Consider the following 20,953-nt stretch of genomic DNA (forward strand, 5'->3'; position numbering starts at 1 on the left):
GCCAGCAGACCCGTGCGATCCGTTCGATCCGTGCGGCCCGCCGGTCCTGCGGGCGACGGTCGTGAGCCGTGCGGGCGCGACCCGGATGGCCGCGGACCGTCGGCGTGACGCGCGGGATCGGCGCGTGTGGCGGCGGCGGGGGATCGGCCGCCGATCCCAGGGTGCGACGATGCGAGACGTACGCGTACGCGCCCGGCCGCCGTCACCGGTGCCGCTTCCGCCCTGCTCCTGCCGCTCCTCCTGGCCCCGGTGCAGGCGTTCCCCGCCGGTCCCGGGCATCCCGGCGGCCCCGACCCGCGCGACCGCCCGTCCCCGGCCGGGAGCGAGGTCGTCCCGGGCCACGCGGGAACCGCGCGCCAGGAGGCACAGGAAGCACCCCGGCCCTATGCCAAGCCCGGCACGGTCTCCCGGCTGACCGGCCATCTGAGCCACGACGGCCGGCGGTACAGCGCCTCGGTCCTGGACTCGCCCTCGGGCACCCTGATCCTCACCTGCGGGCACTGCGCCGAACGCAAGAAACTGATCCAGGGCGACGAGGGCGGCACCTGGACGTTCCGGCCCGCGTGGGGAAGCGCGCCGGGCGAGGGCTGCTCCGCGTCCTCGTGGGCGTCCGAGCGGGTCTGGACGCCCCGAGCCTGGGCCACCCTGGGCCACCCTGGGCAACGGCGACAACCAGTTCTCGGACATCGCGATCATCGAGCCGGCCCGGGACGCGCGGGGCCGCACCATCGAGGAGGCGGCGGGCGGCGGCCTCACCCCCGGACTCGACCCGACCGCGCCGTACCGGGACCTGTCCCTGTTCGGCTACCCGTCGGTGCTGGGCCGGAAGCAGGGACCTGCCGCGACACCGACGTACAGCGCGAGAAGGCCCCCGCCGGACGCGAGGGCACCCGCCTGTGGTCGCCGAACTGTTCGATGCGGCAGGGCGGCAGCGGGGCCCCTGATCCACCTCGGCAAGACCGACACCCGGCACACCTTCGACCCCGGCACCGTCCGGCCGCCCTGCCGGATCGAGCTGAAGGCGCAGCACAACGCCTGGTACTCCGCCCCGGCGATCACCCTCGGCGGATGACGACGGGAGCGCCGTCGTCCGGCCCCTTGGCACGGGCCGCTGTCCGACCCCTTGGCACCGTAAGTGCAATGTGAAATATTACTGATGTGCCCACGAGAGAAACCTCGGACGTCATCGTCATAGGCGCAGGCATGGCCGGTGCGGCCTGCGCCTACTACGCGGCCCTCGCCGGCCTCTCCGTCACCGTCGTCGACCGGGGCTCCGTCGCGGGCGGCACGACCGGGGCGGGCGAGGGAAACCTCCTGGTCTCCGACAAGGAACCGGGGCCCGAACTCGAACTCGCCCTCCTCTCCCTCGCCTTGTGGACCGAACTCGCCGACCAACGGGGCGGAGCACGCTTACGCGGAGGGTACGGAGAACGGGACAGGCGCGGAGAACGGGGAGGGGGCGACGAGCGAGGGCGCGGGGAGCGCCGGGTGCGCGGGGCGCGGCCTCCGCTCCCGCCGTCCGTCGAGTACGAGGCCAAGGGCGGCCTCGTCGTCGCCTCCGATACGCCCGGACTGCACGCCCTGCGCACGTTCGCGGCCCGGCAGGAGAAGGCGGGCGTCCATGCGCGCGAAGTGCCCGCCGACCGGCTCCACGACCTGGAACCCCACCTCGCCCCGGACCTCGCGGGCGGCTTCCACTACCCCCAGGACGCCCAGGTGATGCCCGCCCGCGCCGCCGCCCACCTCCTGGGCGTCGCCGGAGACCGGGTCCGCCTCGCCCTGGGGGAGGAGGTCACCGGAATCCTCACCGGCACGGGCGGAGCCGTCCGGGGCGTACGGACCGCCACCCGCGAACTCCACGCCCCGCAGGTGGTGAACGCCGCCGGGACCTGGGGCGGCGCCGTCGCCGCGCTCGCCGGAGCCGACCTCCCGGTCCTGCCCCGCCGAGGCTTCGTCCTCGTCACCGAACCCCTGCCCCGCGTCGTCCGCCACAAGGTCTACGCCGCCGACTACGTGGCCGACGTGGCCAGCGGCTCCGCCGGGCTCCAGGCCTCCGCCGTCGTCGAGGGCACCCCCGCGGGGCCCGTCCTCATCGGAGCCAGCCGGGAACGCGTCGGCTTCGACCGGAGCCTCTCCATCGAGGCGCTGCGCCGCCTCGCCGCCGGGGCCACCGCGCTCTTCCCCGTCCTCGGCACCGTACGCGCCCTGCGGACCTACCTCGGTTTCCGCCCCTATCTGCCCGACCACCTGCCCGCCATCGGGCCCGACCCGCGCGTCCCCGGACTGCTGCACGCCTGCGGACACGAGGGCGCGGGCATCGGCCTCGCCCCCGCCACCGGACGGATCGTCGCGGACTGCCTCACCGGAGCCGAACCGCCCCTCGACATCCACCCGTTCCGCCCTGACCGCTTCACCGCCCCCGCCGCCGTCTGAGGCGCACCTCCGCCCCCGTCGCCTGAGGCGCGCTCCCGCCGCCTGAGGCGCCGTCGTCCCGAGAGGAGGGACCGTGGCCCGCACCCCCGCCGACCTGGCCGGCGCCCGACCCCGGCCAGCGTTCGACATCACCTTCGACGGCCGCGCGGTCGCCGCCCTGCCCGGCCAGACCATCGCCGCCGCCCTGTGGAGCGCGGGCATCCTGGCCTGGCGCACCACCCGCGACGGCGCCCGCCCGCGCGGTGCCTTCTGCGGCATCGGGCAGTGCCACGACTGCCTGGCCACCGTCAACGGCACCCCCAATCGCCGAGCCTGCCTGCTCCCGGCCCGCCCCGGCGACACGGTCACGACGCAGAAGGGACACGGCCATGACGTGCTCGGGGTGTGAGGACGGGGGAGCGGGAGACCGGAGGGGAGAGCCCGGCGCCGTTGGTGCCGCCCGGGGCTCTGCCGACGCCGGACACCTCCGGGACTCCGCGCCCGCCACCGCACCGACCCCTGCGTCCGCAGCCCCCGCCATCGCCGACCTGGCCGTCATCGGGGCCGGGCCCGCCGGGCTCGCCGGAGCCGTCGCCGCCGCCGAACTCGGCCTCTCCGTCACCCTCCTGGACTCCGCAGATCAGCCCGGCGGCCAGTACTACCGCCATCCGGCCCCCGCTCTCGGCGCCACTCGCCCCGAGGCCCTGCACCACGACTGGCCCGCCTTCGCCGACCTGAGCCGACGCCTGACGGGCAGCGGCGTCACCTGTCTGATGCATCATCACATCTGGTCTGTGGTACGGGAATCCGACGGCACCTGGAGCGTCCACGCCCTGACCGGCGCCGACGCCACCGCAGGCGCGCCCGTCCGGATCCGGGCCCGCGCGCTCCTGCTGGCCACCGGCTCCCACGAACGCCAACTTCCCTTTCCCGGCTGGACCTTGCCCGGAGTCGTGGGTGCCGGGGGAGCACAGGCCATGCTGAAGTCCGGTCTCGTCCTGCCCGGTCGCCGGATCGTCGTGGCGGGAAGCGGCCCCCTGCTGCTCGCCGTGGCCGCCTCCCTGGCCTCGGCCGGGGCGCGGATCCCGGCCGTGGTCGAAGCCGCCGGATACCTGCGGTACGCCCGTACGCCCCGCGCGCTCCTCGCCAACCCGCGCAAGGCCGTCGAAGCCCTGACGTACGGCGCCGCGCTCGCTCGCCACCGGGTGCCGGTACGGTCGCGCGGCGCGGTGACCGAGGCGCACGGTACCGACCGGGTGGAGGCCGTGACGGTCTCCCGGCTGGACCGCGACTGGCGGCCTGTGCCGGGGACGGGCCGCAGGATCGCCTGCGACGCGCTCGCCGTCGGCCATGGCCTGGTGCCGCAGATCGAACTCGCCACGACGGTCGGCTGCGCCACCCGGACCCTGCCCGACGGAACCCTCGGCCTCGCTCTCGACGCGTTCCAGGAGAGTTCGGTGCCCGGACTGTGGGCGGCGGGCGAGACCGGCGGTATCGGGGGAGCGGAACTCGCTCGTATCGAGGGCGAGTCGGCGGGTCGGGCGATCGCCGCCCGGCTCCTCGGCCGCCGTGCCGGGGGCCCTGCCGTGGACGCCCTGCGCCGCCGCGGGGACCGGCTGCGCGCCTTCGCCGCCGCCATGTCCGCCGCGCACGCCCCCGGTCCCGGCTGGACCGGCTGGCTGACCGGCGACACGGAGGTCTGCCGCTGCGAGGAGGTTCCCGTGGAACGGATCCGAGAGGCGGTCGACGAGTTGGGCGCGCGCGACGCCAGGACCGTCAAGCTCCTCACCCGGGCCGGAATGGGCTGGTGCCAGGGCCGGATGTGCGGGACGGCCGTGGCGTGCCTGGCGTCCGGGGGCGGGGTCCCCGAACCGCCCGCCGTCCGCCGCCCGTTCGCCGCACCCGTACCGCTTTCGGTGCTCGCGAGGCTCGACGAGGCCGACGATCCGGCGGGCTCGCACCAGGGTCAGGCCCTCTCCCCAGCCGCCCCGACACTTCATGAAATGTCACACCTTACTGAAAGGTCGTCGAGATGAACGCCACCAACTGGACCACCGACCGGCCCTGGCGCGGCATCATGGTCGCCACCACCCTGCCCTTCAAGGACGACCTCTCCGTCGACTACGACGCCTACGCCGAGCACGTGGCCTGGCTGATCGCCCAGGGCTGCGACGGCGTCGTCCCCAACGGCTCCCTCGGCGAGTACCAGACCCTCACCCCCGACGAACGCGCCCGGGTCGTCCGTACGGCCGTCGAGGCGGCGGGCGACGGCGCGCGCGTCATGCCCGGCGTCGCCGCCTACGGCAGTGCCGAGTCCCGCCGCTGGGCCGACCAGGCGGCCGAGGAGGGCTGCGGATCGGTCCTGCTCCTGCCGCCCAACGCGTACCGCGCCGACGAACGCGCGGTCGTCGCCCACTACGCCGACGTGGCCAGGACGGGCCTCCCGGTCGTCGCGTACAACAACCCCTTCGACACCAAGGTCGACCTCGTCCCGAGCCTGCTCGCCCGGCTCCACGGCGAAGGCTCGATCGTGGCCGTGAAGGAGTTCAGCGGCGATGTCCGCAGGGCGTACGAGATCGCCGAACTCGCCCCGGAACTCGATCTGTTGATCGGCGCCGACGATGTCCTCCTGGAACTCGCCCTCGCCGGTGCCGTCGGCTGGATCGCCGGGTACGCCAACGTCTTCCCCGAGAGCTGCGCCGAGCTGTACCGGGCGGCCGTGGCGGGCGACCTCGCCACCGCCCGCCCGCTCTACACCTCGCTGCACTCCCTGCTGCGCCGGGACTCCAAGACCGAGTTCGTCCAGTCCATCAAGCTGTCGATGGACATCGCGGGACGCGAGGGCGGCCCCTGTCGCCCGCCGAGGCTCCCGCTCGCGACGACCGCCGAAGCCGGGGTGCGCACCGCCACGGAGAAGGCACTGGCGGCAGGGCACCACTGACCCCGACCGGGCGGAGGCCCGATCCGCCCGAGGGCAGGGCCGAAGAACAGGAGGCCCGAAGCCCGCCCGCACCGTCGCTCCCACCCCCGAAAGGACCCCCGTGCGTACGCGTCACGTCTTCCACGCCGTCGACTCCCACACCGAGGGCATGCCCACCCGGGTCGTCACCGGTGGCGTCGGTGTCGTCCCCGGCGCCACCATGGCCGAGCGCCGGCTCCACTTCGCCGAACACCTGGACCACCTCAGGACCCTCCTGATGTACGAGCCGCGCGGGCACGCGGCGATGAGCGGCGCGATCCTCCAGCCGCCCACCCGCCCCGACGCCGACTACGGAGTCCTCTTCGTCGAGGTGTCGGGCCTTCTGCCGATGTGCGGGCACGGCACCATCGGGGTCGCGACCGTCCTCGTCGAGACCGGCATGGTCCCGGTGACCGAACCCGTCACCACCGTACGGCTCGACACCCCGGCGGGTCTCGTCTCCGTCGACGTCCTGGTGGAGGACGGCGCCGCGAAGTCCGTCACCCTCACCAACGTGCCCGCCTTCAGCATCGGCCTCGACCGGGTCGTGGACGTCCCCGGCCACGGGAAAATCACCTACGACCTCGCCTTCGGCGGCAACTTCTACGCCTTCGTCCCCCTCGACGCCCTCGGACTGCCCTTCGACCGCGCCCGCAAGGACGACCTGCTCGCCGCCGGACTCGCCGTCATGGACGCGATCAACGCCTCCGCCGACCGCCCGGTCCACCCCACCCGACCCGAGATCGCCGGACTCAAACACGTCCACCTCACCGCCCCCGGCTCCGACGCCACCCACTCCCGGCACGCGATGGCCATCCACCCCGGCTGGTTCGACCGCTCCCCCTGCGGTACGGGCACCAGCGCCCGCATGGCCCAACTGCACGCCAGGGGGGAACTCCCGCTCGGCCGCGACTTCGTCAACGAGTCCTTCATCGGCACCCGGTTCACCGGCCGGCTCCTCGCGGAGACGGAGGTCGGTGGGATGCCCGCCGTCGTCCCCACCGTCACCGGCCGCGCCTGGATCACCGGCACCGCCCAGTACTTCCTCGACCCGGAAGACCCCTTCCCCGGCGGCTTCCTCCTCTGACCACCGGCAAGCACCTGGCGACTTCCCCCCCCACGGCCACGGCCACGGCCACCGGCTTTCCCGGGGGCCCGACCCGTATGACCACCGACTTCCCCGGAGGCTTCCTCCCGTGACCACCGACGCGGCCACCCTCGTCTCCCGCAACCCGGCCGACCCGGACGACATCGTCGTACGCCTGCGGCCCCCCGGCGCCCACGCCGCCGCCGAAGCCGTCGAACGGGCCCGCGCCGCCCAGCCCGGCTGGCTTCGAGGCGGCGGCGCCGCCCGCGCCGCCGCCCTCGGAGCCGTCGCCACCGCACTGGAGGCGGCGGCCGGGGAACTGGCCGACCTCGCCGTCCGCGAGGTCGGCAAACCCCTCGCCGAGGCCAGGGCCGAGGTCGCGCGTACGGTTGCGATCTGGCGCTACTACGCCCAGGCCCCGTACGCCCCCACCGGGGCCGTCCACGAGCCGGCGGCGGGCGGCGGCCTGCTCCTGAGCCGCCGCCGCCCGCACGGCGTCGCCGGTCTCGTCACCCCCTGGAACTTCCCCTTCGCCATCCCGACCTGGAAGGCCGCCCCCGCGCTCGCCGTCGGCAACACGGTCGTCCTCAAACCGGCCCCCGAGGCCACCGCCTGTGCGCAGCGGCTCGCCGAGATCGTCCAACAGGCCCTGCCGGAACGGGTGTTCACCCTGCTTCCCGGCGGTGCCGTCGAAGGTGAGGCGCTGATCGAGACCGCCGACGTCGCCTCCTTCACCGGCTCCACCCCCGTCGGCCGGGCCGTCGCCCACGCGGCGACCGCCCGGGGCATCCCCGCCCAGACGGAGATGGGCGGACTGAACGCGGCGATCGTCCTGCCCGACGCCGACATGGGCAGGGCCGCCGCCCACATCGCCGCCGCCGTCGCCGGGTTCGCGGGCCAGAAGTGCACCGCCACCAGCCGGATCATCGCCGTCGGCGCCGCCCTCGAACCACTCCGCGAAGCCCTCGCCGAAGCCTTCCGCGCGCTCCCGGTCGGCGACCCCGCCGACCCGGCGACGGTCTGCGGACCGCTCGTCGCCGCGAACGCCCGCGACCGGGTGGTCGCGTCCTGGCAGGGGCTCTCCGCCCTCGCCGGGGCCACCGTCCCGGACTCCCCCGGCTGGTACGCGGCCCCCACCCTGGTGGAGAAGGTCCCGCCGGGCCACCGGCTGCTCACCGAGGAGGTCTTCGGCCCCCTCGCGGCCCTGCTGCCCGCCGACGACCTCGCACACGCCGTACGCATCACCAACTCCGTCCCGTACGGCCTCGTCACCTCGGTCCACACGGGCGCCCTCGACGCCGTCCTGTACGGGCTCGACCTCGTCGACACCGGCATGATCCGGGTCAACGCCCCTTCCACGGGCGTCGACTTCCACCTGCCGTTCGGCGGCACCAAACACTCCGGGCACGGACCCAGGGAACAGGGAGGAGCGGCCCTGGAGTTCTACACGTCCTCCCGGACGTACACGCTGGCACCCGAGGACACCGCAACGTGACATTGTACGGTGGTGAGCGAGTCCGACCCGAAGGGATCACCACCGTCATGGGGCACCTGACCCACCGCGATCTGAACGCCTCCCGAGAGCGGCTGCGCGACCAGGTCGCCCACGCGCTGCGCGCCGCCCTGATCTCCGGCGAACTGCGTCCGGGCGTGGTGTACTCGGCGCCCACCCTGGCCGAGGACTTCGGGATTTCCGCCACCCCCGTCCGCGAGGCGATGCTCGACCTGGCCCGCGAGGGCCTCGTCGAGCCCGTCCGCAACAAGGGCTTCCGCGTCACCGAGGTCGACGAACGGGACCTCGACCAGTTCACCGAGATCCGCGCCCTCATCGAGATCCCCACGGTCGTCCGCGTCACCCGCACCGCCACCCGCGAACAGCTGGAGGCCCTGCGCCCCGTGGCGGAGGACATCGTCCGCGCCGCCCGCGCCCACGACCTCATCGGCTACCTGGAAGCCGACCGCCTCTTCCACCTCACCCTGCTGGGCCTCGCGGGCAATGACCGCCTCGTGGAAACCGTCGGCGACCTGCGCAAACGCTCCCGCCTCTACGGCCTCACGGCCCTGGACGAGCGAGGCGACCTCATCCCCTCGGCCGAGGAACACCTGGAACTCCTCGACCTGATGCTCACGGGCGACACCGAGGGCGCGGAAGCCTGCATGACCCGCCATCTCGGCCATGTCCGGTCGCTGTGGGCGGAGGGCGAGAGCGGGGAGGGGTGAAGGGGGGCGGGTCCCACTTGGGCGACCGGCGGGGAGGGTCTTTTCGGCGCAACGTCTCACCGCATCGCACTGCTTCGCGGATTCGACTGGGATGGGAAGGAAACCCTCGGACACACCCACATCGGCGTCTACACCCATGTTCGATTGCTCCGTCCTCGGTGGTGATCGTCCGCCGACTTCTTTGCTGGTTAAACGGACTGTAGAGGGAACCGTAGGGCATGGTGCCGGGGTGCGGATTTTAATGATGGAAGTTTCGGTGAGCGGCTTGTAGTGCATGGCATGAGTTCGGGGTGGCAGTGGGATTGGATGCCATGGTCAAACCTCTCTTGCTGGCCGCGAACTGGTCGAGCTTGGCGGAACATCGGCCAGAGGGCGTGGCTTGAGTCAGGCGGTACACGTCCGCTGACGTTTTTACATGTTGCTGTTGAACGCCCCAGGAGTCCCTGACCGGGAAATTGAGGCCAGGGACTCCACGTTCACTCTGTCGAACTACTGTCCGTCCGTCAGTTAAAGGGGCACTTTTCGGGAGCTGAGACCAGGCCCTCCTGTAGCCTTACAACCAGATTGGGCCCCGACTTCCTCGCCGCCTCAAGTGCTTGCTTCACCCGTCGGTCGACTTCCGAGTCGGACGTCATCACGTGGATCCGAGAAGATCCCTCCGGCAAATAGGTGAGATGCGGCTCAATGTGGACCGCGATATCACCCCCCAGTCGCCAGGATGTCTCCCGCGATGAGGCGAACTCGGCTTCGGGAAGTCCGTTCAGGTCGTCCAGAGCTTCCAGTGCGTCGCTCGGATTACCGCCGCACGGGGCCGATCTATTCCATCCGGTAAGATCGGCCCAAATTGCGCTTGATTCGATTAGATGACGTACATCGACATGCCACGGAAGGAATTCTCCCGACCACGATACTCCGAAGTAGCCATCCACCCTGCAGGCGAGTCCGTGCCGAGCTGTACCGACTCGATGTTGTCGGCGAGGGTGGAGAGGTAGCCGCGGCCGTCGGTGCTGAGGTAAGAGGGCCTTCCCTCGAGGGTGGTCCAGGGCAGCAGGCGCGGACCGGTGATGCCTGCTGCCGCGTCGTGGAGGTCCCGGCGGCGCATCCGGTCCGCGTCGCTCCTGGGCTGGTTCATCGTGTACCCCCGGGCCTGGGTCGCTGATAGGGGCACGAAGACCGTGGGTATTGACCAACCGTCACTCCAGTTGCGCATCACGGAAATTGGTGACACCGGGTGCGGGAAGCGTTGCGTGGCGTGGCAGTTAGCCGACGACGCCCAGGTGGTCGGCCATCTCGCGCATGTCGGCGGTGAGGGTGCGCTTGCGCTTCTTGAGGATCTCCTACATCGTCTCGGCGGCCGTCCGCTGGTGCCGCAGCCATTCAGGGGAGGCGTGGCGGACGCCGGCCAGTTCGTCCATTGCGCCGGTCAGGTAGCCGGTGCGGGCGTGGGCGCGGGCCACGTCGAGGCGGTGGCGGTTCCAGTTGCCGTCACTGGGGCGGCCGGTGTGCTTCCGCGCCTTGGGCGACATGGCGTCCTCGCTGGACTTGCGGACCACGGTGCGGGCGTCGCCCACGATCGTGGCGTCCTCGACGCCCTTCATGCCGACGGTGAGCGGCCCGAAGGCGGTTCAGTGCCGGAAGAACGATCCGGTGTGTTCCCGGCCGGCGGGGGCTGCGGCGGTGGCCACCCGGTAGTAGTGGCGGGCTTCCTGGAGGCGGTTGTCGCGGCCAGCGGCTGCGGCGGCGCGCAGGGTGAGCCATCCCCAGGCCGCGCATTCGTCGGGTGTCGCGCGCGAGAGCCGGGGCTCGATCACGTCGGTGGTCTGGGCCGCGAGTTGTTCGGCTTCGTCCAGGCGTCCCTGGCGCAGCAGCAGCCAGCACATGCCGATGATGCCGGAGGCCGAGGTGAGGGTGTCCCCGGTGTGGCGGGCGTCGGTGATCGCGTGGGACAGGGCGGTGTAGGCGAGGTCGTACTGGCGTACCTGGGTCAGATAGCGGCCGGCCAGTTGCATGGCCTCGGCGCGGGCAAGGAGGGCCTGGTGGTGTTCGTCGCCGTGGTCGAAGTGGGCCACGGCGGTGTTGGCGTCGCGCAGGAGGGCGGGCAGTCGGGAGGCGACGCTCCTGTAGCTGTCGGAGTGGTAGAGCACGGCCCCGTCGTGGACGGCGCGCCGAATGCGCCGCAGGTTCGGCTCCTCCGTCGCGCTCTCGCCGTCGGTCTCGGCCAGTCCCACGGGTGGGGTGGGGGCGGCATAAAGCTGGATCAGGTTGGCCCGGTTCGGATCCTCTCCCCGCCCAACCGGCTGAGGCGCGTCCGGGGCCAGCGGGGTCGCCGTGGTCACACCCACGCCGGAGCCTTGTGGGCCCGATTCACCACCTACCTGCGCCGGGAGGTCGCCGCCCGACCCGGCATGACCCAGAAGGCCGCCCGCGAGGTGCTGCGCGTCTCGTTCGCCAAGGTCGCCGAGTATCAGAAACGCGGCCTGGTCCACTTCCACGCCGTCATCCGCCTCGACGGCCCCCACGGCAGCACCCAGCCTCCACCACCCTGCGCCACCGTCGGCGTCCTCGCCGACGCCATCCGGGCCGCCGCCTCGCGGGTCTGCGTCACGGTCGAGTCGGATGCGATCGGGGAGCGCGAACTCGCCTGGGGCGAACAGCTCGACGTGCGCGAGATCGCCGCCTTCGGCACCGATGCCGAACTCACCGATCAGGCCGTGGCCGCGTACGTGGCCAAGTACGCCACGAAGTCCGCCGACGCCTCCGGCACCCTCGACCGCGCCCTGTTCTGCCGCCCCTGCCAGGGACGCGGCGCCACCCTCCTACCCCACGGCACCCAGCTCCCCTGCACCACGTGCGACGGCACCGGACAGGCACGGCCGTTGCCCCGGCTCGCCGTCGCCCGGCACGTGCGGCAGATGATCCGCACCTGCTGGGAGCTGGGCAAGCTGCCGGAGTTCGCCGATCTGAAGCTGTGGAAGTGGGCGCACATGCTCGGCTTCCGGGGCCATTTCTCCACCAAGTCCCGCCGCTACTCGACCACGCTGGGCGCGTTGCGCGACGCCCGCCGCGCCTGGCGCACCGAACAGGCCCGCGCCCACGCCGGCCTGCCCGAGCACGCCCCAGACAGCACCCTCGTCGTCGACTACTGGGCCTACCTCGGCACCGGCTACAGCCCCGGCGCCGTACTCCTCGCAGCCGCCGTCTGGCACCGCAGAGAACTCGCCTGGCAGTTCATCGCGGAAGGGGGCTGCTGATGACCGCCCTTCGGACCATCGCGCCCGACGAGACGCCGAGCACGCCCGACGAGCTGCTGACCGTGCCCCAGGTCATGGCCCGTCTCCAGCTCGGCCGCTCCGCCGTCACGACCTGCTCCGCACCCGCCAGCTCGCCTCGATCACCCTCGGCCGTGCGCGCCGCATCCCCGCACATGCCCTGGCCGACTTCATCCGCACCCGCCTCGAACAGGAAGCCGCCGCCTGATGACCACGCCCCGCGACACCCCCGCCTCCCGCCGTGTCCGAGCCAACGGCGACGGGACCGTCTACCAGCGTAAGGACGGCCGCTGGGAAGCCGCCGGATACGTCCTTGCACCCGGCAACACCCGCCGCCGCGTCCGCGTCTACGGCACCACCCGCAAGGAAGCCCTGGCCAAGCTCACCGAAAAGCTCGCCGCCAGCAACCGCGGCCTCCCTATTCCGTCCGCGCAGGGCAGCGTCGGCGCGTACCTGACGTATTGGCTGGAGAACGTCGCCGTACACCACCTCCGCGAGAACACCCACACGCGGTACGCCGCATGCATCGACCGGTACCTGATCCCCGGCCTCGGCAAGAAGAAGCTGGCCAAGCTCACCGCCAAGGACGTCCGCACCTGGCTCGACCGGCTCCGCACCACCTGCCAGTGCTGCATGCGTGGCATCGATGCCCGGCGTGATGAGCCCCGCTGCTGTGCCGCCGGCCAGTGCTGCCACAAGCTCTCCCCGCTGACGCTCACCTACATCCACTCCGTACTGAAGTCCGCCCTGGAGCACGCCGTCCGCGAGGAAGAGATCCCCCGCAATGTCGCCCGCAACGTCCGCACCGGCACCCCACGGCCCCGGCGCTTCGAACCCCTCACTGTCGACGAAGCCCGTCAGCTCCTCACCACGGCCCAAGGCCACCGGTTGCATGCCCTGTTCGAACTCGCCTTGCACACCGGACTCCGCAAGGGCGAACTCCTCGGCCTCCACTAGGGAGACCTCGACCTCGACGCGGGCACCGCCGCCATCCGCCGCACACTCCAGCGCACCGGTACCGGCGGTCTCACCACGCTGCCCACCAAGACGCGAGCCTCCGAGCGCCGCATCGCCCTCCCCGCCCGCTGCGTCCGGTTTCTGAATCTCCACTGTGAGCAGCAGCAGCGCGAGCGGGAGGCTGCGGGCGCCGCGTGGCAGCACAGCGGGCACGTGTTCACCACTGCGCAGGGCACACCGCTCGACCCGACCAACCTCAGCCGCGCCTTCACCACGCTCCTCCGTCAGGGCGGCCTCCGCCGCATCCGCTTTCACGACCTCCGCCATTCGACTGCGACCCTGCTCCTGGAACAGGGCGTCGAACTCGTCGTGATCAAGGAACTCCTCGGCCACGCCCACATCGGCGTCACCGCCACTGTCTACGCCCATGTAAGGCTCCGCCTCCAACGGGACGCCTTGACCGCACTCGGCAACTCCCTCGACCGTCCCTGACCACGCACGGCAACGGCGGCGAACACCCCTGGTGTTCGCCGCCGTTGCCGTCAATTACTGACGTCAGCGCCGATCAATACCGACAAAACCGACACTCCGAGAAGTCCGAATTCACGGAAGTGAACCTGTCGGCCCGGAATCAAGGACGCTGTGTCACCCCTCTTCAAGCAATTCACCCCTGATTTCACGATGAATGAACACCTGATCGCTAACGCTCGTACGCAGCAGCGACTTCAAGCCCTGAATGCTCTCAATCGGATTGACCGCCCGCGCTACTGGAGTTGCAATCTTTTCGACAAGGCCCATTCGAAGGGAATCCTCACCACGCGCCTCCGCTGCTTGTCCAGATAGGAGGTCGAGATCTTCGCGGGAAATGGAGGTGATTGCGTCCGCCCTGAACCTGACGAGACATTTCGACTCCGGGAGCCACCCCGCCTTGGCATTGACCGCTGGCGCGAATCCGACATTTACGTAGCACGACTCATCCCAGCGGGACTCCTGGACGCCGACTACACAGTAGAGATCGCCAGACACTCTGTACCAGTTCGCCGACTTCTTTCGAAAACCCAGCGGCTTGAAGACTTCATTGAGAGCCTCCAGGAGGATTGAGTTAACCATCAGCCGAACCTCTTATACGTGTCGAGATGGCCAGTCCAGCTCTGACCGGTCATATCCTCCAACTCGGCGACGTACTCCTGCAACTGTCGCCGCCCCGTCGCCTGGCTGCTCGTCGCATCCGACTTCAACTCACGCACGACACGGTTCTTCCAGTCGACCGCATCAGGCCGGAGCCCGCTCGGAAGCCTGACTTCGAAGTCGTACCCGGCCCCCAGGGCATTCTTGTAGTTCAAGTGTGTCTGACGGCCACGGGCCGCGTCCGCATTCTCCCCAGACGTGAACTGCCCCTTCTCGTTACGGGCGACGCCGCAGTTGCTGTTGTGAACGAGTACCGGCGTAGCTCCTGCCAGCACATAGTACGTGTGCACGCCCATCACCGTGAGGTCATGCGTGCGCTGGTGCTCGTCGAAGTGGCGGGTGGCCGTGAGCTTGGCCGTGGTGCCGTCCGCGGTGCGGAGGGTCATGCCGGGGTGGAGGTCGCCCGCCTCGATCCACTCGCCTTCGGACGCCACCCAGAAGGGGTGGGTCGTCGTCGAGATCAGAGCCTCGGGCTTTCCGGACTTACCCGAGATCGTGAGGTCGACGAAGTGCTTGTCGTCCTCGGTGACGATCGTGCCCACGATCTCGCGGACCGTCGTCTCACCGGTCACCGGATCAGTGGCGGTGACCTTGTCGCCCAGGGTGATGTCCTTGATGGGCTTGGTCGTGCCATCGGACAGGAGGACCTGGGTGCCGGGCAGGAAGCTGTGCTCACATATTCCCTTGCCCTTGTTCAGGGCTGCGGAGAGTTTCTCCCTTGCCGCGGCCAGCGAGTCCTTTGCCTTCTGGACTGCCTTCCGGTTGTCCCACCACTGCTTGAACCCGGAGTACATCTCCTCGGCGAGACGGGCCACCCTCTTGAGGAGATCAGCAGCCTTACCCAAGCGCAGGGCGTATTTGGCGACAAGCTTGCCTGCGAGTCCGCCTACGAAACTCCCCGCGACGTTGAGTGCCGTCTCACCGCACGATCCGAGGTCCCCGCTGGAGAGACAGTCGAGCGCGGCGTCGATTCCCAGCTCGTCGCGAGCGATCTTGACGAGTTCCTTGGCTGCCGTCGTCACCCTCTGAGTGGCAGTGGTACTCCGGCGCTCCGCATCGTCGAGGTTGTTCTCCGCCTGGGTGACGACACCCGCCGCAACTTCGCTCTCGGAGGGATCTTCCGTTGGCGCCGCAGAGTCCGGCTGCCCGTTCGTGCAATGTGCGTGTCCTCCGATCCAGCAGTCGTCCGACATGAGCCCGCTGGGGTCGGACTGTGTCACCGGCGAGTTGTTCGCGTAGTTGTAGCCGTTCATCTGGTGCGGCTGCGAGAAGTCGATCAGAGGGTCGGCGGAGATGAACCGGCCGGTGCTCGGGTCGTACTCGCGTGCGCCCAGATGGGTCAGTCGGGTCGACGGATCCGCAGTTCCGCCGACGAAGCCCTTCTCGCCGGGCCAGACACCGGTCGCCTGGCCCCGCTCCAGCCCGAAGGGGTCGAAGCGGCGTTGCGCGACCGCGCCGGTCGTGGCGTCGATGGCCAGTTCGCCCGTGCCGTGGTGGTCGGACGCGAGGAACGAGACGTTTCCGCCGTTCATGCGTACGGCGACGGTCTGGCCCGCGTGCGAGTAGTAGCGGGTGGCTTCCTTCTTGGTGCCGTCGGCGGAGAGCTTCAGCTCGGTTCCGGGCAGGTAGACGGTCGTGCCCGTCGAGTCCTTGCGCAGAACCCGGCTGCCGGAGCTGTCGTACAGGTAGGTCGTCTTGGTCCCGTCCGCCTCCGTAGCCGTGGCCAGCTTGCCCGTGTCGGTCCAGGCCAGGGTCTGGGCGTCGCCGCCGATGGTGCGCTTGGTGCTGTTGCCTGTCTTGTCGTACTCGAAGGCCATCTGGCGGCTGCCCGTGGGCCCCGTCTCGGTGACCGAGGTCAGCTGGTGAGGACCGCTGCCGAGGGCACCGGCACCGCCGTGGGAGTACGTGCGGGTGGTGTTCTTCGTCGGGTCGAGACCGACGTCGTGGTGGGTGTCGGACGTGCGGTTGCCGATGGCGTCCGTCACATACGACTTCCAGTACGGAGCGGGGCCGCCCAACGGGGTCGCGCCGGGCGTGGCGTCACACGCTGCCGGACCCGTGCCCGAGACCGGGGCGACCGTTCCGAGCGTTCCGCGCTTGGCGGCGTCCTGGACGGTCGTCGCGGGGGTCCACGCCTCCGCGAGCCGCTTGCGCCCGTCGTAGGCGAAGCACTGGGCCTCGGGGGAAGCCGGGTTCGACGTGTCCGCGATGGACAGGACGTTACCCGCCTGGTCGTAGGAGTAGTTGCTCTCCTTCACGGGCGCGACGCCGTAGACGTCGACGACCGAGCGGGTCAGCCGGTCGGTTCCCGTCTCGTAGTCGAAGGTCTGCCAGACCTTCTTTCCTCCGGTGTTGAGTTCGAGCTGCTGGAGGTGGCTGGTGGGAGACCAGATCGTGTTGGTGACGTACGAGGTCGTGCCCGTCAGCGTCGTCGGCCGTTGGAGCGTGTCGTAGCCCGTTACCAGTACTTCGGCTGGAAGGTCACCCATCGCCGGCATACCGGCGGACTGCTGGGTGCCGTCGCTGTTGTACGCGGCGGTGAACGTGTAGCTGCCGGCGAGGGTTCCGGCGGAGGCGGGAACCACGTAGTTCGTCTGCAGCGGACGGTAGCGGGAGTCCCGCGTCAGGACGGTGGTGCCGAGCGACTCGGTCGGCGTGACCCAGGTGATGTCGGCCCAGGCGTAGCCCAGCGCGCCCGCCTTGTCGTACCGCGTCTCGGTGAGCTTGGTTCCCTTGGTCACCTCACCTTGCCAGGTGGACACGACACGACTGAGCTTGTCGTACGCCGTCGAGATCTTCTTCTCGCGACTGTTCGTCGTCGAGACCGGACGATCCAGCTTGTCGTACTCGAAGGTCGACTTGCCGGCATCGGGATCGACGCTCTCCGTCTGTCGGCCCAACTGGTCATACGTGAAGCTCCACTTGTTGCCGTCGGCGTCGGCGACGGACTTGAGCTCGTTCCTCGGCGTGTAGGTGTACGTCGTCGTGTCGTAGCCCAGGAGCGCGTTGGGTGAATCGCCGCGGTAGTGCCAGACCTGCTGGGTGTTGCCCTGAGGGTCCTGGATCGTCGTCGTGGGCACGCCACCCTGGGGAGGGTCGACCGTCGTGCGCTCACCGTTGTACGCGATCGTGGTGCGCCACTGCTCGACGCCCGAGACCGCCGTGATCTGAGCGGTCGGACGGCCGAGGCCGTCGAACTCCGTGAGGTTCTGCCGGCCGACCTGCCCGCTGGGCACGGTCAGCAGGTCCGGGGAGGCCGCTCCGGTCGCGCTGTACGTCTCGTTGGTCTGCTTGACCTGCCCGGCGCCGTCGTAGAACACGTCAGCGACGAGCCGGGTGCCGCCGGGGCCTTCGGTCTGGATCTGACGTGGACGCAGCATGCTGTCGTACAGGTCGTACTCGGAGCCGTAGGAGCCGTCGTTCTCGATCTTCTCCGTACGGATCCAGGTGACCTTGTCCTGGCGCGCCCCGTACGTGTACTTGATGCTCGGGGTCTGTGTCTTGATGCGGTCGGGCAGCCAGACCGAGGTCAGCCGGCCGAGTCCGTCGTAGGCGAGGTCCGTGCGCTTGCCGTTGGGGTCGGTCTGGCCGCTCGACATCCCCCAGGCGGGGGCATAGTCGGTGGTGGTGACATGGTCCAACGCGTTGGTGGACTTCACCTGCGAGAGCAGACCGTTGACCTCTGCGTACACCGTCTTGACCGTGTTGTCCGCGCCGTCCTTCTGGGACAGCGGGCGTCCGTAGACGTCGTACGTGGTCGTTCCGGTGGTCTCGTAGGTACCGGTCGTGCCGTCGTGGGAGGTGAGCCGATCCGTCTGGGTGGCGTCGCCCTTGGTCGGAGCCGCGTTGAACGCCAGACCGTCGTACGAGGTGCGCTCGTCCGCGAAGACCTGCGTCTTGCGGTCCGGCGTGGCCGAACACTTCACCCCGACCGACTCGCTGCGCGAGGGCAGGCTGAGGATGTTGGCGGTGGCGTTGTCCGCGTACCAGATGCGGGTGCAGGAGTCGTCAGCCGGGTTGGAGACGTCTCCCTGGTCTTCGGTCTCCGTCATCCGACCCGTCCCGTTGGAGGTGTCGTACTTGGTTACGGTCTTCGACTCCAGCCACGTGCCGTTGGCTCGCAACTGGTAGTTCCGGTGGGTGTCGGCGCGGACGATCGTCGAGTGCGAAGTGCCCCAGCTCTGCGTCTGCGTGGCGGTGTCGACCTTCCACGGCTCGGCGATCACCTTGGAGACGACGGTGGGACCGTTGTAGGTCCATGCCTCCAACTGGTGGCCGGTGAACTCCTTGGAGTCGGTCCAGGTCTTGCCAGTGGAATCGGTGACGGAGGCCGACTTGATGCCGTCCGCCGAGGTTTTGTCACCGTCCAGACCCTGCATGTAGGTGTAGTCGACCCGGGTGTTCTGCTTGTCGGCGGTGCCGGAGGTCACGGTGACCTTGCCGTACCCCTGCCAGGAGCCCCACGTCAGGTACTTCGGATCGGTGATGCCGTCCGGCTCTGCCTTCCGCCAGCCCGCGTTGCCCTTGTAGTCGTACGTGGTGACGAGCTGGTCGCTGCCACCCGTGCGGTCGGTCTCGACGATGGCGGCGACGACGTACTTGTGGAACCAGTCCGTGATCGGCTCGATGTTGCCCGGAGGAGCCCATTCCACGGGATAACAGCGCTTGACGGAGTTCCCGGGGGCAGGCAGTGACGCCTTGGTGCACTCGGCCGGTGCGTAGTTCACGTCGAGCTGTGCACCGGTCTCGCTGAGGACCGCCGTGAGCCGGTAGCGGTGGAAGGGGGCGATGTTGTCCCCGATCGCGTCGACACGGTTGACGAGCTGCTGGCCGAAGAGCTCCAGCGTGGGCAGTTGCGCGACGGTGCCGACCCGGCCCGCGTGGTTGATCTTGGAGAGCCAGAGGGTCTTGGAGGTGTCGCCGTTGTCCGTGAACAGGTGGGTGAACGTCCAGGCGTCCACGTCCTGGTACTCCGTGGCGCTCTTGCGCATCTTGGTGGTGATGCCCACGAGCCGCTTGGTGGTCCAGAAGGTCTGGCCGACGGTGCACTTGGTGTTGGCCTTGCACTCCTGGTCGATCGGAGTGTCGGGCCAGTACGCGGCGTTGGCGGCGGTGCGCTTGCCCTCCGTGCAGTCGAAGCCCGAGGAGGGGATACAGCGCTCGGTCGTCTCGAAGACGACCTGGGCCGGTGCCAGTGCCGCGTAGACGGAGCCGTGCTGCTGGCCGTAGTCGATCCGCCTCAGGTACCCGCCGCGGTGGTAGCCGGTGCCGTTGACGTCCGTCTTGCCGTTGAGGGCGTAGTAGTTGACCTCGGGAGTGTAGAAGTAGGACATCACATTGCCGTGGGTGTCCTTGACGTAGTCCAGGTTCCAGCGCCATGCCTGCTTGCAGTGGGCGTTGGCGAACGTGGCGTTGTAGCAGGGCTCGCCGGTGTCGTCACCGAAGACGGGTGCCGTCCACGTCGAGCCGGTCTTCTCCTTGCCGGTGGTCCAGCCGGGGAGCTGGTTGAGCCCGAACCAGTACTCGGTGCCGTTGGGAGTGGTGACCTTCCAGTGTTCGCCGTTGTCGTCGTCGTTCGCGGCACCGGTCAGCTTCTCGACCTTGGTGCCGTCGTCGGCCGAGAGCTTCCACTTCCCGGTCTTGTCGTCCTTGATCAGCTCACCGGCACTGCCGTTGAGCATGAGGGTGGCGTTGTCGAACGCCCAGCACTGCTCGCCGGAGCCCGCGTGTCCGTCGTCGGCGCAGGGCTTGTACCGGCGCTCGATGTAACCCGGTTCGTACGAGAAGCCCTCACCGGCCCATGAACCCTGGTTGTTGGTCGCGGAGGTGCGACCGTCCGCCGACTGGGAGGAGTAGCCGAGACCGACGGTCGGCGTCAGACCACCCGGGGTGGGCACGGTCCGCATCGGATAGTTCCAGCTGAAGCCACCCGACGAGGGGGCGACGCTCCAGTTCGCCGACGGGGAGAGCGGCGTCGCCTTGTACGTCCCCTGGGCCGAGGACGGGCCGGCGACGAGCGCGACGATCGGCGCGGCTTCGCCGGTCATGGTCGAGGGGCCGGACTCCGGGGACCGGGCCGCGACGACCTCGGCGGAGACCGTACGCCTCTCCGGGTCGTGGACCGTGGGGAGCGGCGTCGGCTGGGCGGGGCAGGACGCGCTGCCGGGGGTGGCGAAGGTCGCACAAGGCGGCAGCTGCACCAGGTGGAGCCGGGAGGCGTAGGCGCCGCCGAAGCCCTCGGCGAAGGAGGAGTAGTCGATCGTGAGCCGGACCTTCGCGGTCTTGGCCCGGGTGTCGGCCCGCTCGACGCGCAGGAGCGCGGCGGCATGGAGGTCAGTGGCCCGCTGCGAGGGCAGCACGTCGACTTTGACTCCGGAAGGCGCCTCGGACGAGGAGGCGGTACGCGCGGACCCTGTTCCGGCCGCGGGCACCGAGGTGACGGCGACGGGCAGGCCGCCGACCGGTGTCCATGCGGCCGTGCCGGAAGCCACGGCGAGTTTCGCGCTGCCCCCGGACGGCCACACGGCCCGGTCGAGGCTCCGGACGGAGGCCTTGCCCGCCTGGTCCGTGGGTCGCTTCGTGGCGGCTTTGGCATCCCTGCCTTCGACGGGATCGCCGAAGTCCTGCACGCCGGGGCGGCCCCGGCCTCCGTCCTGGGGGGTCAGGGGTATCGCCTGGACCGTACTGCCTGTCAGGGACAGGGTCACTCCCAGGGCCGTGGCCGCGAACAGCCGCCCTGGTATGAGCCGGTTCGACAACCGGCTGCGAGATGGCATCACGTGTCTCCACACGTAGAGAGGGGTGTTGGAAACGACGGGCGGGTGGTGGGGCCGCGGGGACCCCACCACCCGCCCGCCGGGG

At 70.1% G+C, this 20,953-nt stretch carries 13 protein-coding genes and 3 pseudogenes; 11 read left to right on the plus strand and 5 right to left on the minus strand.

Annotated elements, in window-relative coordinates; all coding sequences use genetic code 11:
• Positions 1-814: 814 nt before the first annotated feature.
• From BU197_RS26995 to BU197_RS27030, 8 genes are all read left to right on the plus strand, one after another.
• Positions 815-1,072: a hypothetical protein gene (locus tag BU197_RS26995; RefSeq protein ID WP_188270921.1), complete on the plus strand. Its 258-nt coding sequence runs from the start codon at positions 815-817 to the stop codon at positions 1,070-1,072.
• 86 nt (positions 1,073-1,158) lie between these two features.
• Positions 1,159-2,433 (plus strand): NAD(P)/FAD-dependent oxidoreductase, encoded by a 1,275-nt coding sequence (locus BU197_RS27000; protein WP_188270922.1) that lies wholly within the window; start codon positions 1,159-1,161, stop codon positions 2,431-2,433.
• A 73-nt stretch (positions 2,434-2,506) separates the two neighbouring features.
• The gene (locus BU197_RS27005) at positions 2,507-2,821 is read left to right on the plus strand and encodes a (2Fe-2S)-binding protein (RefSeq protein WP_188270923.1); all 315 of its coding nucleotides are present in this window, start codon (positions 2,507-2,509) and stop codon (positions 2,819-2,821) included.
• Positions 2,802-4,448: an NAD(P)/FAD-dependent oxidoreductase gene (locus BU197_RS27010; RefSeq protein WP_188270924.1), complete on the plus strand. Its 1,647-nt coding sequence runs from the start codon at positions 2,802-2,804 to the stop codon at positions 4,446-4,448. Before BU197_RS27005 ends, BU197_RS27010 begins: the two co-directional genes overlap by 20 nt.
• Positions 4,445-5,353, plus strand: coding sequence for a dihydrodipicolinate synthase family protein (locus tag BU197_RS27015; RefSeq protein WP_188270925.1), 909 nt, complete (start codon positions 4,445-4,447; stop codon positions 5,351-5,353). Before BU197_RS27010 ends, BU197_RS27015 begins: the two co-directional genes overlap by 4 nt.
• 100 nt (positions 5,354-5,453) lie before the next feature.
• Positions 5,454-6,458 (plus strand): proline racemase family protein, encoded by a 1,005-nt coding sequence (locus BU197_RS27020; RefSeq protein ID WP_188270926.1) that lies wholly within the window; start codon positions 5,454-5,456, stop codon positions 6,456-6,458.
• Between the two features lie 109 nt (positions 6,459-6,567).
• Positions 6,568-7,953, plus strand: a complete 1,386-nt coding sequence (locus tag BU197_RS27025) for an aldehyde dehydrogenase family protein (RefSeq protein ID WP_188270927.1) — start codon at positions 6,568-6,570, stop codon at positions 7,951-7,953.
• Between the two features lie 47 nt (positions 7,954-8,000).
• On the plus strand, positions 8,001-8,678 hold the full coding sequence (locus tag BU197_RS27030; RefSeq protein WP_188270928.1) for a GntR family transcriptional regulator: 678 nt from the start codon (positions 8,001-8,003) through the stop codon (positions 8,676-8,678).
• An 859-nt stretch (positions 8,679-9,537) separates the two neighbouring features.
• On the opposite strand, the gene BU197_RS27035 is transcribed toward BU197_RS27030, so the two are convergent.
• The 3 genes from BU197_RS27035 to BU197_RS27045 form a co-directional block, all read right to left on the minus strand.
• Entirely contained in the window at positions 9,538-9,810 is a 273-nt protein-coding gene (locus BU197_RS27035; protein ID WP_223182688.1) for a hypothetical protein, read from the minus strand.
• Between the two features lie 205 nt (positions 9,811-10,015).
• On the minus strand, positions 10,016-10,276 hold the full coding sequence (locus tag BU197_RS27040; RefSeq protein WP_188270929.1) for a hypothetical protein: 261 nt from the start codon (positions 10,274-10,276) through the stop codon (positions 10,016-10,018).
• A 27-nt stretch (positions 10,277-10,303) separates the two neighbouring features.
• Positions 10,304-11,020 (minus strand): hypothetical protein, encoded by a 717-nt coding sequence (locus BU197_RS27045; RefSeq protein ID WP_188271019.1) that lies wholly within the window; start codon positions 11,018-11,020, stop codon positions 10,304-10,306.
• On the opposite strand from BU197_RS27045, the pseudogene BU197_RS27050 reads away from it, so the two are divergent.
• The 3 pseudogenes from BU197_RS27050 to BU197_RS27055 all read left to right on the plus strand — a co-directional run.
• Positions 11,012-11,929: pseudogene (locus BU197_RS27050) on the plus strand (replication initiator); the annotation flags it as partial. The gene BU197_RS27045 and the pseudogene BU197_RS27050 overlap by 9 nt on opposite strands.
• Positions 11,929-12,155 (plus strand): annotated as a pseudogene (locus tag BU197_RS30825) (helix-turn-helix domain-containing protein). The pseudogenes BU197_RS27050 and BU197_RS30825, both read left to right, overlap by 1 nt.
• A pseudogene (locus BU197_RS27055) lies at positions 12,155-13,396 on the plus strand (tyrosine-type recombinase/integrase). The pseudogenes BU197_RS30825 and BU197_RS27055 overlap by 1 nt, the downstream one beginning before the upstream one ends.
• A gap of 153 nt (positions 13,397-13,549) precedes the next feature.
• Here BU197_RS27055 and BU197_RS27060 read toward each other — a convergent pair.
• Both BU197_RS27060 and BU197_RS27065 read right to left on the minus strand, forming a co-directional pair.
• Positions 13,550-14,014, minus strand: a complete 465-nt coding sequence (locus tag BU197_RS27060) for a DUF4304 domain-containing protein (protein WP_188270930.1) — start codon at positions 14,012-14,014, stop codon at positions 13,550-13,552.
• Positions 14,014-20,868, minus strand: coding sequence for a polymorphic toxin-type HINT domain-containing protein (locus BU197_RS27065; RefSeq protein ID WP_188270931.1), 6,855 nt, complete (start codon positions 20,866-20,868; stop codon positions 14,014-14,016). Before BU197_RS27065 ends, BU197_RS27060 begins: the two co-directional genes overlap by 1 nt.
• Positions 20,869-20,953 lie beyond the last annotated feature (85 nt).

It is taken from the genome of Streptomyces sp. CBMA291, from assembly GCF_014596525.1.
In the GTDB taxonomy this organism is placed as follows: domain Bacteria; phylum Actinomycetota; class Actinomycetes; order Streptomycetales; family Streptomycetaceae; genus Streptomyces.